The sequence below is a fragment of the Paraburkholderia sp. genome (genome assembly GCF_036488505.1).
Lineage (GTDB): Bacteria > Pseudomonadota > Gammaproteobacteria > Burkholderiales > Burkholderiaceae > Paraburkholderia.
This window is the reverse complement of sequence record NZ_DASXHN010000313.1, coordinates 1-12697: the sequence shown is the minus strand read 5'-3', so window position 1 is coordinate 12697 and position 12697 is coordinate 1. Positions and strand designations below refer to the sequence as shown.

Below are 12697 nucleotides of genomic sequence, written 5' to 3'. Positions count from 1 at the left end.
TGCGAGCGAAGTCCGCGGGTATCGAGCCTTTTTTCAAGGTGACGCCGAGCTTGCGCGCCCGATAGTGATACGACGCGATACCGTAACGGGCGGCGACCTGCGACAAACCGCCTTTTTCGTTCGATAGCCAGCCGAGACTGCCGGCAAGCAGCATACGGTCGGCGTTATCGAGCGACGCGATGAAGTGTGACGCGGAGTCGCGTACTTCAGCTTCGTGCAACCCGTATTGCAGCAAAACCGAGCCAATCGGATCCGGCTGAAAAACCGTTTGCCGCTCGATCTGGAACATCACGTCGTCGTCATCGAGCGATACGTTGCGCTGATGGCGTGCGCTGCGCAGACAGTCGATCAGATAGCGGCGGAAGTACGCGCAGACGGCATGGCTGGTGGAAGGCGCGCTGTGCAGCGGGAAGGCGGGCAATGCGCTCGGTGCGGTATCGAGACGGAACACCTTGAAATAAAGAAACTGCGAGATGAGCTCCTCCTTGTCCTCGCCCAACGCCTGCAGTTCCGACGGATGGTAGCCCGTCAGCGCGCGGCGCACGATCGTATAGATCGATGCCATCTCATCGCGGCTCAGACAGGTGCGCCGTTGCCACAGGTCGGGCAGCGTGCTTTCCCCAGTGTGGTCAGCTCTTGGTGCGCTTTGGATATCTGCCACTTTTCACCCCGAGGTGGTGAGCCCGCTTGCCGGGAACGGAGCCCGCTGCCGACACTGCCTATTTTTCGCCGGGCTTTGGTTGCGCCGGATTCGAGCCTTCAACGAGTCCGGCACTGGCTTCGCCACCGAATAGAGTGGCCGCGCGGCCACTTGCGCGCAATAAGACAAATCCGCCATAAAACCGGCGCAAACAGAATTAGTCTATTGGCCCATTTTGTTTATTACAAGATAAAACTTAATCTGTCATTCCCCGTTCCAGACGGGTGTCATACTGCCATCGGTATTAACCCCTAAGCGGAATCCAAACCCTTACCGATCGTTTACGAACTACGGATGTTTTTGAAAATCCGGGCGTCTGATTCGTTTACCTAGATGTCGCCCGATCCCGCCAAACGACTGTCCAGAAAGGACCGGGATCGTTGGATGGTCAGGCGACCGGCTGCTCCGGCTTATTGATAGCACCCAACGGAAACGTCTGACGTTTTAAACATCTAGCGAGCTTATTCGTACTACATTTACTGTCTGGTTTAATTTGTCGATTCCGTTTCTATCGATATCCCGACTTTGAATTTCCGGAGTGCGTGCTATTCTCATATCGAATTACCGGCGCGAAAGTACGCACCTCCGATAAAAACGTTGGAATAGCCGTGCGCGCAATCTAATTAGAGTTAACACGTATTTCTGTGAAACGCCGATTCCTGGCGGGCAAGGCAACCCGTACCGGTCATTTACCGTGCATCGAGATACTCATCCGGAACCCATACCAGACATGGCCACGCTTGCTGCGGGCGAAATGCTAGCCGACATATCAGTTGCCACTCCGTGCGGGGACGACCTTGAGTACGACCCTGACTTTCTTGCGCTCGAGCAGGTCATCCATGGCAAGCCGGAAGTGCAGTTCGGCGAAACGCTGGTCGCCGCGACGCCGCCTGACTGGAAAAAGGCGCAAGCGTTGTCCCTGGACCTGCTCGCGAAGGGGCGGGACTTGCGCGTCGCCGCGCACCTGTCGCGCGCGCTGCTGAACCGCCAGGGTTTCACCGGCTTCGCCGAGGGTCTCGCGCTCGTGCAAGGGTTGCTCGAACAGCGCTGGGATCACGTTTACCCGCAGCTCGATCCCGACGATGGCAACGATCCGACCGCCCGCGTGAACGCGCTCGCCGCACTCGTGGATCCGTCCGGCATGCTGGTGGACGTGCGCGATGCGCCGCTCGCGTCGTCGCGCGCGCACGGCGTCGTCAGCCTGCGCGACATCGAGTCTGCGACCGGAGAAGTGCCGATGGTCCACGGCGGCGACGCGCCGTCGCTGAGCTCGATCGACGCGGTGATCGCCGACGCGCGCGAAGATGCCGCCGCCGCGCACGCGGCCCTGCTCGCGGCGCTGCATAGCGCGATGCGTATCGAGACGGTGTTGACCGAGCGCGTCGGCGCGGCACGTTCGATCGACCTGTCGCCGCTCACGAGACTGTTGCGGCGCGCCGCCGATTTTCTCGGCGAACGTGTCGACGTCCCGGCCGGGACTGCGCAAGCTTCATCGGAGCACGACGCTGCGATGGCCGCACCGGTTGGCGCGGCGCCGATGGCTGCCGCGCTGTCGGGCGACGTCGCGGATCGTCAGGACGTGATTCGCCTGATCGACAAAATCTGCGCGTACTACGAGCGGCATGAACCCTCCAGCCCGGTTCCGCTGCTGCTGCTGCGCGCGCGCCGTCTGGTCGACAAGAACTTCATGGAAATTCTGCAGGACCTCGCGCCCGAAGGGATGAGCCAGGCCCGGCAGATCGGCGGTATCGATAACGAGTAAGCAGTCAGGCGGGGATGTGCTTTTTTGCTTCTAGCAACGCCAGTCATGGGCCACGCTGCTCGCGGCCGTGCGGCGTCAACCAGGGGAAGGGTCGTGGCCAAGGAAAGCAGCCAGAAATTCATCGCGCGCAATCGAGCGCCGCGCGTCCAGATCGAGTACGACGTCGAAGTCTACGGTTCGGAGAAAAAGGTCAACCTGCCCTTCGTGATGGGCGTGCTGGCCGATCTCTCCGGTCAGCCGGCGGACCCGCTCGTACCCGTGGCGGATCGAAAGTTTCTCGAGATCGACGTCGACAACTTCGACGAGCGCCTGAAGTCGATGAAGCCGCGTGTCGCCGTCCAGGTGCCGAACATGTTGACCGGTGAAGGCAACCTCGCGGTCGACATGACCTTCGAGAGCATGGACGACTTTTCTCCCGCGGCGGTCGCGCGCAAGGTGGACGCGTTGTCGAAGCTGCTCGAAGCGCGCGGCCAGTTGCAGAACCTGCTGACCTATATGGACGGCAAGACCGGCGCCGAGGAGCTGATCGCAAAGTTGCTGAACGATCCTGCGTTGCTGCAGTCGCTGGCGTCCGCACCGAAGCCGCAGCAATGAGCGTGATCAACAGGGGAGTCTGACCATGGCTGAACCTAGTACCCAAGGGCAAGCGCAACCCGGCGAAGCGGCGCTTGAAACGAGCGATTTCGCGAATCTGCTGCAAAAGGAATTCAAACCGAAGAGCGACAAGGCAAAGGAAGCCGTCGAGACGGCGGTGCGCACGCTCGCCGAACAGGCGCTGCGCGATACCAACGTGATTTCGGGCGATGTGCTCGCGACGATCGAGTCGCTGATCGCGCAGATCGACGAGAAGCTGACCGCCCAGATCAATCAGATCATCCACTCGGAAGAGTTCCAGAAAGTCGAGAGCGCATGGCGCGGCTTGCACTATCTGGTGAACAACACCGAGACGGACGAGTCGTTGAAAATCCGCGTGATGAATGTATCGAAGGGCGATCTGTACAAGACGCTCAAGAAGTACAAGGGCACCGCGTGGGATCAAAGCCCGATTTTCAAGAAGCTGTACGAAGAGGAATATGGCCAGTTCGGCGGCGAGCCGTATGGCGCGCTGGTGGCCGATTATTACTTCGACAACAGCGGGCCCGACGTCGATCTGCTCACGCAGATCGCCAAGATCTCGGCGGCGGCGCATGCGCCGTTCATCGCGGGCGCAGACCCTGCGGTGATGCTGATGGATTCATGGCAGGAGCTGGCCAATCCGCGCGATCTGACGAAGATCTTTCAGACCCCTGAACATGCCGCGTGGCGGTCGCTGCGCGAATCGGAGGATGCGCGCTACGTGGGTCTCGCGATGCCGCGCTTTCTCGCCCGTGCGCCGTATGGCGCGAAGACCAATCCGGTCGAAGCATTCGACTTCGAGGAAGACACCGCCGGTGCGGACAGCGGCAAATACGCATGGGCCAATGCGGCGTATGCGATGGCGACCAATATCAACCGCTCGTTCAAGATGTACGGCTGGTGTTCGCGGATTCGCGGCATCGAGTCGGGAGGAGCGGTCGAGAATCTGCCGGTGCACGCGTTCCCCACCGACGACGGCGGCATCGACATGAAATGCCCGACCGAAATCGCGATCAGCGATCGCCGCGAAAGCGAACTGGCGAAGAACGGCTTCATGCCGCTCGTGCACAAAAAGAACTCCGATTTCGCCGCCTTCATCGGCGCGCAGTCGCTGCATAAGCCCGCCGAGTTCGAAGATCCCGATGCCACCGCGAACGCGAACCTGGCCGCCCGTCTGCCTTACCTGTTCGCCTGTAGCCGCTTCGCTCACTACCTGAAGTGCATCGTGCGCGACAAGGTCGGCAGCTTCAAGGAGAAGGACGACATGCAGCGCTGGCTGCAGAACTGGATCCTGCAATACGTCGACGGCGATCCGGTGCACTCGACGGAGGAGTCCAAGGCACGACGGCCGCTCGCGGCCGCCGAGGTGGTCGTCGAGGAAGTCGAAGGCAATCCCGGTTATTACACGTCGAAGTTTTTCCTGCGTCCGCACTACCAGTTGGAAGGCCTGACCGTGTCGCTACGGTTGGTTTCGAAGCTTCCGTCGGCCAAGGCGGCATGACGGAAACCCCTATTCAGTGACGATTGCTTTGAGCGGAGAAGAAGATGGCCATCGACATGTTCATGAAGCTGGGCGATATCAAGGGCGAGTCCCAGGACAAGGCCCACAAGGAAGAGATCGAAGTGCTTGCGTGGAGCTGGGGGCTCAGTCAGAGCGGCACGATGCACATGGGCACGGGCGGCGGCGCCGGCAAGGTGTCGGTGCAGGATCTGTCGTTTACCAAATACAGCGACAAAGCGAGTCCGCCGATCATGGCGGCCTGCACCAAGGGCACGCACATCGACAAGGCCGTGCTGACCGTGCGCAAGGCCGGCGGCGACAATCCGCTCGAGTACTACAAGATTACCCTGGAGGGCTTGCTGGTCAGTGCCTATTCGACCGGGGGTTCGGGCGGCGAAGAACGCTTCACCGAGACCGTCACGCTGAACTTCGAAAAATTCCATGTCGAGTACCAGCCGCAAAACGCCAAGGGCGCGAAGGAGGGCGGAGTGGTCGAAGTGAAATGGAACATCCCCGGCAACGCGGAAACCTGATCGGCTGACCGCGAAGGGCGACCGCACTGCGGCGGCCCCGCCGTTGCAGTGCGGCGGCGGGTGAGATCACGTAAGCCAGACCGGAGCGAACCGGCATGAACGCAGAAGAATGTTTGCGCGAAGGCGATCTCGATGGATGTCTGCGCGAATTGCAAAACCAGGTTCGCAAGGATCCGTCGAACGCCGCCTATCGCGTCTTTCTGTTCCAGTTGCTCGCGGTGACGGGGGCCTGGGATCGCGCACTGACGCAACTGAACGTCGTCGGCGAACTCGACGCGGCCGCGTTGCCGATGGTGCAAACCTATCGTGAAGCGTTGCAATGCGAGGCGCTGCGTGAAGCGGTGTTCAAAGGCGAGCGCGCGCCGCTGATTTTCGGCGAGCCGACCGGCTGGCTCGCGCTGCTTCGCGAAGCGTTGCGGCTCGATGCCACCGGCGATAGCGGCGCGGCTGCGGCCGCGCGCGCGCAGGCGCTCGACGAAGCGCCCGCCACCGCTGGCGCGTTGAACGGCGAGCCGTTCACGTGGCTCGCCGACGCCGATAACCGGCTCGGCCCGACACTCGAGACCGTGCTCAACGGCCGCTATTACTGGATTCCTTTTTTCCGCATCAAACGCATCGAAATCGAGCCGCCAAGCGACCTGCGCGACCGGGTCTGGATGCCGGCGATCTTCACATGGGCCAACGACGGCCAGGCCGCCGGGCTGATTCCCGTCCGCTATCCGGGCACGCTCGCCGAGCAGAATCGCGCGCTGTGGCTGGCGCGCCTGACCGAATGGATCGGCGACGATCCCGCGCTCGCGCGGCCCGTGGGACAGCGCATGTTCGCGTCCGATGCGAACGACTACGCGCTCTTCGACGTGCGCACCATCGAACTGATGAGCGGTGACGCGCATCCCGGAGAGGACGGCGCGGCCGTGCCGGATCATGGCTGAGCTGACTGCCCGCGACCGCCTGCAACCTTCGTTGCTCGACCGGCTCACCGATCTCGAACCGGAGATAAAGCAGGAAGCGCGCGAGCGCCGCGTCCTGTCGATGCGCGCGTTGCGCGAGAGCGTGCAGCGCGACCTCGGCTGGCTACTGAACGCGAATGGCCTCGCGTCGGTGCAGGATCTGAACGGCTACCCGTATGTCGCGACTTCCGTGATCAATTTCGGCTTGCCCGATATTGCCGGCAAGACCGCTTCCGGCATCGATCCATTGCGGCTAGAGCGGCTCGTGCGCGATGCGATCTGGGCGTTCGAGCCGCGCATTCTGCGCGATACCGTGCGGGTCAGTTCGATGCAGGTCGAAGAGACGACCGGGCGCCATAACACCGTGTCGTTCGTGGTCGAAGGCGATCTGTGGGCGCAGCCGTATCCGGAGCGGCTCTACTTCAGGACCGAACTGGATCTGGAAGTCGGTGAGATCCGGGTGATCGACCAGGGCGGACCGCGCTTGAAGCCATGAATCCAGACCTGATCAAATACTACAGCCAGGAACTGCAGCATCTTCGGGAGATGGGCGGCGAGTTCGCGCGCGAATTTCCGAAGATCGCCGGCCGGCTCGGACTGGAAAACCTCGAATGCGCGGACCCGTACGTGGAGCGTCTGCTCGAAGGCTTCAGCTTTCTCGCGGCGCGGGTGCAACTGAAAATCGACGATGAGTTTCCGCGCTTCACCCAACACCTCGCGGAACTGGTGTACCCGCATTACCTCGCGCCCACGCCGTCGATGGCGGTGGTGCAAGTGCAGCCCGAGCTCAGCAGTTCGAATCTCGCGGACGGCGTGCGGATTCCACGCGGCAGCGCGCTGCGCAGCGGCCTCGACAAGAACGGCTCCACGCGTTGCGAATACCGCAGCGCGCATGAGCTGACGCTTTGGCCGCTCGAGATCGTGGAGGCGCGGCTTTTTACGCATGGGGGCTCGCTCGGGGGCATGGACGGCGCGTTGCCGGCGAGCATCGCGGCAGCCGCCGGTATCAAGGCCGGCCTCAGACTGCGCCTGCGCGCCACCGGCGGTCTGAAGCTCAACCAGCTGAAGCTCGATCGGCTCACGCTGTATCTGCGCGGCGCGGACGGCATGCCGACGCGCATCCACGAGCGCCTGCTGGGTTCGGTGAGCAGCATCGTCGTGATGCCGGCCAAACGTCCGGCGGCCTGGCATCTGCAGTTGCCGGCGAGCGCGCTGCGGCCGCTGGGTTTTGCCGACGATGAAGCGTTGCTGCCGGTGAGCCGGCAGTCGTTCCAGGGCTACAGGCTGCTGCAGGAGTATTTCGCCTTTCCGCAGCGCTTCATGTTTGTCGCCATCGATGGCTTGCAAGCGGCGTTGCGCCGGTGCGCGGACACCGAGATCGAAGTCATCGTGCTGCTCAAACGCAGCGATCCGCTGCTCGAACAATCGCTCGACGCCAATAACTTTGCGCTGCATTGCACGCCCGCGATCAATCTTTTTTCAAGGCGCACCGATCGCATCGCGCTGTCGGACGAGCAGTTCGAATATCACGTGGTGGCCGATCGCACCCGGCCGATGGACTTCGAGATCTATCAGATCGAGTCGGCGACGGGCTACAGCGCGGGCGCCGGCGGCGAGCAGCGTTTCGAGCCGTTCTATCGCGCGCGCGACCTCGGGGCCACGTATCGCGCCGGCGCGTACTACCAGGTGCGCCGCGAAAAGCGTCTGCCCTCGGCGCGTCAGCAGGAGCGCGGCCCGCGCACCAGCTACCTCGGCAGCGAGACGTTCATCGCGCTGGTGGACGCGAGCAACGCGCCGTTTCGCGCCGATCTGCGGCAACTCGGGTTACAGGTGCTGTGCACGAACCGCGACTTGCCATTGATGATGCCGGTCGGCGTCGGCCTCGCCGATTTCACACTCGATGTCGAAGCGCCGATACAGAGCATCCGCTGTGTGAGCGGCCCCAGCCGGCCGCTGCCGTCGTATGCGCACGGGGCCGTGGCGTGGCGTCTGCTGAGCCACCTGTCGTTGAACTACTCGTCGCTGCTGGATAACGACGCGCAGGAGGGCGCTCGCTCGCTGCGCGATCTGCTGAGCCTGTACTGTCCCGCGGACGAGATCGCGAGCCAGCGGCTGATCGAAGGCGTGCGCTCGATCGATTCGCGCTCGGTGACGCGACGCTTGCCGTGCGCCGGACCGATCGTGTTCGGCCGCGGTCTCGAAGTGACGCTGACGCTCGATGAAACCGCATTCGAAGGCGCCGGCGCGTTTCTGCTCGGTGCGGTGCTTGCGCATTATTTCGCGCAATACGTATCGATCAACTCGTTCACCGAGACCGTCGTGAAGACACTGTCGCGCGGTGAGATCATGCGCTGGCCAGCGAGGGTCGGACAATGCCGGACGCTCTGACACTGTTGCGCCGGCTCGAAAACGACGCGCACCGCTTCGACTTTTTCCAGGCCGTGCGGCTGCTGGAGAACGTGTATCCGGACAAGCCGCGCGTGGGCGAGTCGATGCAGCCGCGCGACGATGCGATCCGTTTCGTGCAGGAGCCGGAGCTGGTGTTCCATCCGACGACGCTCGGCGCGTTCACGCCGGCCGCGGAACATCACGCCGCACGCCTCGCGGTCAAGTTCTTCGGTCTGCTCGGCCCGCACGGGCCGCTGCCGACCCATCTGACGGAGTACGCGCGCGATCGCGCGCGCAATGCGAACGATCCGACCTTCGCGCGTTTTCTAGATGTCTTTCATCACCGGATGGTGGCGCTGTTCTACCGCGCGTGGGCCAATGCTCAACCGGCCGTGAGTCTCGACCGTCCGGCGCGCGACCGCTTTTCCTTTTATGTCGGCAGCGTGTTCGGGCTCGGCGAGCCGACGCTGCGCGAGCGCGACGCGGTACCCGATTTCGCCAAACTGCACTTCGCCGGTTTGCTGGCCGGACCGACCCGTCCGGCCGCCGGGTTGAAACTCGTGCTGACGCGCTTTTTCGATCTGCCGGTCGACATCGAGCAGTGGGTCGGCCATTGGATGACGCTGCCGGCCGGCTCGTTGTTGCGTCTGGGCGCACCGTCCGGCTCAGCGTCGCTCGGCGCATCGACGCTGCTCGGCGCGCGCGTCTGGGATTGCCAGCATAAATTCCGCATCGTCATCGGGCCGTTGAGCCGCGCCGACTACGAGCGCTTCCTGCCCGGCGGAGAGAGTCTGGACCGCCTCGTCGACTGGGTGCGCAACTACACGCGCGACGGGCTCGATTGGGACCTGCGGCTGGTGCTCAAGCAGCAGGACGTGCCACGCCTGAAGCTCGGGCGCCACACGCGGCTCGGCTACACCACCTGGACGCTCGGCCACGCGCCGCGCGGCGATCAGCGTCAGCTGGTGCTGCGCCCGAGCGGGGCGGATGGCCGGTCACGAACTCCCGGGGCGGCCCGCGCGTCGGCTGCGGCGGCGCCGTCGCCGACATCATCGAGGGAATAGCAAAAATGGCCGAGATCAAACGGGCAGCGTTGTTTGGCAAGCTGAACAAGCTCGGATTCCGCGCAATCGAGAGCGCGAACGTGTTCTGCAAGTTGCGTGGCAATCCTTATATCGAGCTGTCGCACTGGTTCCATCAGATTCTGCAACTGCACGACTCGGACCTGCATCGCATCGTCAAACACTACGGGCTCGAGCCTTCCGCGTTGGCGCGCGATCTGACCGAAGCGCTCGATCGGCTGCCGCGCGGTTCCAGTTCGGTGACCGATATTTCTTCGCAGGTGGAGGAAGCGGTCGAACGGGGCTGGGTATTCGGCTCGCTGATGTTCGGCGAATCGCAGGTGCGCACCGGACATCTGGTGGTCGGCCTGCTGAAGACGCCGTCATTGCGTAACGGGCTGTACGGCATCTCGCGCCAGTTCGAGCGCATCAAGCTCGATTCGCTCGTCGATGAGTTCCACGGCTTGCTGCGCGAGTCGCCGGAAGCGGCGATGAGCGCGAGCGATGGCTTTCAGGCGGCCGGCGCGTCTCGCGAAAACGGTGACGCGGTTGGCGCGGATGGCGTGGGCGGGCCGCTGCCGGCAGCCGCGCTCGGCAAGCAGGAAGCGCTGCGGCGCTTCACCACCGATCTGACGGAACAGGCCCGCAGCGGCAAGCTCGATCCGATCGTCGGGCGCGACGAGGAAATTCGCCAGGTGGTCGACATCCTGATGCGCCGCCGCCAGAACAATCCGATCCTGACTGGCGAGGCGGGCGTCGGCAAAACAGCGGTGGTCGAAGGTTTCGCGCAGCGCATCGCGGCGGGCGACGTGCCGCCGTCGCTGCGCGACGTGCAACTGCGCACGCTCGACGTCGGCTTGCTGCAGGCGGGCGCGAGCATGAAGGGGGAGTTCGAAAGCCGCTTGCGCCAGGTGATCGAGGAAGTGCAGGCATCCGAGAAGCCGATCATCCTGTTCATCGACGAAGCGCACACGCTGGTCGGCGCGGGCGGGGCGGCCGGCACCGGCGACGCGGCGAATCTGCTGAAGCCCGCGCTCGCGCGTGGCACGCTGCGCACGGTGGCCGCGACCACCTGGGCCGAATACAAGAAGCACATCGAGAAAGACCCGGCGCTCACGCGGCGCTTCCAGGTCGTGCAGGTGGGCGAGCCGGACGAGACCCGCGCGATCCTGATGATGCGTGGCGTCACCTCGACGATGGAACAGCATCACAAGGTGCAGGTGCTCGACGAAGCGCTCGAAGCCGCGGTGCGCCTGTCGCACCGCTACATCCCTGCCCGGCAGTTGCCGGACAAGGCGGTCAGCCTGCTCGACACCGCCTGCGCGCGCGTGGCGGTCAGTCAACATGCGACGCCCGCCTCGGTCGACGATTCGCGCAAGCGTATTGGGGCGCTCGACACCGAACTGGCGATCATCGGCCGCGAAAGCGCGGTGGGGATCGACACCGGCGAGCGCCGCGCAGCGGCAGCGGAGAAACTCGCCGCCGAACAGGCGCGCCTCGCCACGCTCGAACTGCGCTGGCAGGCGGAGAAAGAACTGGTCACGCGGATTCTCGCGTTGCGCGCGCAACTGCGCGGCGAGACCGGCAAGGTGGAAGGCGCTGCGGCGGCGAACGCACCAGCCGGCCACGCCGCGGCGACCGGCGCGACGGGCGCTACGGGCGCGACCGAAAGCGCCGTCAGCGCCGTCAGCGACGCCGTGACGCGCGACGCCCGGCTCGCCGAACTGCGCGACCTGCAGGCGCAGCTCGCACGGCATCAAGGCGAGGATCCGCTGATCCTGCCGAGCGTCGATCGGCAGGCGGTCGCCTCGGTCGTGCAGGACTGGACCGGCATACCGGTGGGCCGGATGGTGCGCGACGAAATCGAAAACGTCCTCAAGCTCGCGGACAACCTGAACCGGCGCATCATCGGCCAGGCTCATGCAACCGAGATGATCGCGCGGCGCATTCAGACGTCGCGCGCCGGTCTCGACAATCCGGACAAACCGGTCGGCGTGTTCATGCTCGCAGGGACCTCGGGTGTCGGCAAGACCGAGACCGCGCTGGCGCTCGCCGAGGTGCTTTACGGCGGCGAGCAGAACGTCATCACGATCAACATGAGCGAGTATCAGGAAGCGCATACGGTGTCCTCGCTCAAGGGGGCGCCGCCCGGATACGTCGGTTATGGCGAAGGCGGGGTGCTGACCGAGGCCGTGCGCCGCCGTCCGTACAGCGTGGTGCTGCTCGACGAAGTCGAGAAGGCCCATCCGGACGTCCACGAAATTTTCTTCCAGGTATTCGACAAGGGATGGATGGAAGACGGCGAGGGCCGCGTGATCGACTTCAAGAACACGCTGATCCTGTTGACCACCAATGCGGGCACGGACCTGATCACGAGCCTGTGCAAGGACCCGGAGCTGATGCCGGAGCCCGAGGGAATCGCGAAAGCGCTGCGCGAGCCGTTGCTGAAGGTGTTCCCGCCGGCCTTGCTGGGACGCGTCGTGGTGATTCCGTACTACCCGCTCTCCGACGAGATGCTGGGCGCGATCATCCGCTTGCAGCTCAGGCGCATCGAGAAGCGCATGCGCGGGTCGCACAAGATTCCGTTCAGCTACGACGACGACGTCGTGAAGCTGATCGGCAGCCGCTGCACCGAACTCGAAAGCGGCGGCCGCATGATCGACGCGATTCTGACCAACACGTTGTTGCCGCGTATCAGCACGGAATTTCTGACGCGGATGATGAATGGGAGCTCGGTAACGAAAGTGCAGATCGGGGCGCGCGACGGTGAATTTCTCTACACGTTCGATTGATTGGGTCGACGGAACGTCCGCGCGGGTTTTCGGGTACTTCGCATAGTGGATGCCTTGATATGCCACAACAAGTCAGCAGGGGCGCAACGCTGCAATGCTCGTTCGGTGCCGCGCCTTCGTCACTGGTGGTGTTGCCGGTCAACCGGGTGATGGGCGAAGGGCCGCCCGCGGCCAACATCATGGATCACATTCCGCTCGTCAACGTCATGCCGTTCGGCGTGTGCAGCTCGCCCGCCAATCCGACTGTCGCCGCCGCGACGGCGGCGGCGTTGGGCGTGCTGACGCCGATGCCGTGCATCCCGGCCACCATGACGCCATGGACACCGGGCGCGCCGACCGTGCTGCTTGGCAACCAGCCGTCGCTCGACAACGTCTCGACCTGCATGTGCAACTGG

General features: G+C 63.9%; 11 protein-coding genes. 10 read left to right on the top strand and 1 reads right to left on the bottom strand.

Annotated features, from left to right (window positions below):
* Positions 1-565, bottom strand: a 565-nt coding sequence (locus VGH68_RS18715) for a hypothetical protein (protein WP_331605171.1), incomplete at its 3' end; no start/stop codon positions are given.
* A gap of 865 nt (positions 566-1430) precedes the next feature.
* Between VGH68_RS18715 and tssA the strand changes: the two genes are divergently transcribed.
* From tssA to VGH68_RS18665, 10 genes are all read left to right on the top strand, one after another.
* Entirely contained in the window at positions 1431-2462 is a 1032-nt protein-coding gene (tssA, locus tag VGH68_RS18710) for a type VI secretion system protein TssA (RefSeq protein WP_331605170.1), read from the top strand.
* A gap of 93 nt (positions 2463-2555) precedes the next feature.
* Positions 2556-3056, top strand: coding sequence for a type VI secretion system contractile sheath small subunit (gene tssB, locus VGH68_RS18705; RefSeq protein WP_414696962.1), 501 nt, complete (start codon positions 2556-2558; stop codon positions 3054-3056).
* 25 nt (positions 3057-3081) lie between these two features.
* Entirely contained in the window at positions 3082-4578 is a 1497-nt protein-coding gene (gene tssC / locus VGH68_RS18700) for a type VI secretion system contractile sheath large subunit (RefSeq protein ID WP_331605168.1), read from the top strand.
* Between the two features lie 44 nt (positions 4579-4622).
* Positions 4623-5111: a type VI secretion system tube protein Hcp gene (locus tag VGH68_RS18695; protein WP_331605167.1), complete on the top strand. Its 489-nt coding sequence runs from the start codon at positions 4623-4625 to the stop codon at positions 5109-5111.
* A gap of 95 nt (positions 5112-5206) precedes the next feature.
* Complete coding sequence (locus tag VGH68_RS18690; protein ID WP_331605166.1) at positions 5207-6043, top strand: type VI secretion system accessory protein TagJ; 837 nt, start codon at positions 5207-5209, stop codon at positions 6041-6043.
* Positions 6036-6557, top strand: a complete 522-nt coding sequence (gene tssE, locus VGH68_RS18685; RefSeq protein ID WP_331605165.1) for a type VI secretion system baseplate subunit TssE — start codon at positions 6036-6038, stop codon at positions 6555-6557. Before VGH68_RS18690 ends, tssE begins: the two co-directional genes overlap by 8 nt.
* On the top strand, positions 6554-8449 hold the full coding sequence (gene tssF, locus VGH68_RS18680; RefSeq protein ID WP_331605164.1) for a type VI secretion system baseplate subunit TssF: 1896 nt from the start codon (positions 6554-6556) through the stop codon (positions 8447-8449). Before tssE ends, tssF begins: the two co-directional genes overlap by 4 nt.
* Positions 8434-9513, top strand: a complete 1080-nt coding sequence (tssG, locus tag VGH68_RS18675) for a type VI secretion system baseplate subunit TssG (protein ID WP_331605163.1) — start codon at positions 8434-8436, stop codon at positions 9511-9513. The genes tssF and tssG overlap by 16 nt, the downstream gene beginning before the upstream one ends.
* Positions 9514-9518: 5 nt before the next feature.
* Positions 9519-12302 carry a type VI secretion system ATPase TssH gene (gene tssH, locus VGH68_RS18670; RefSeq protein ID WP_331605162.1) on the top strand — a complete coding sequence of 928 codons (2784 nt, stop codon included), beginning with the start codon at positions 9519-9521 and terminating at the stop codon, positions 12300-12302.
* A 59-nt stretch (positions 12303-12361) separates the two neighbouring features.
* The coding region (locus VGH68_RS18665; RefSeq protein WP_331605160.1) for a DUF4280 domain-containing protein at positions 12362-12697 on the top strand (336 nt) is incomplete at its 3' end.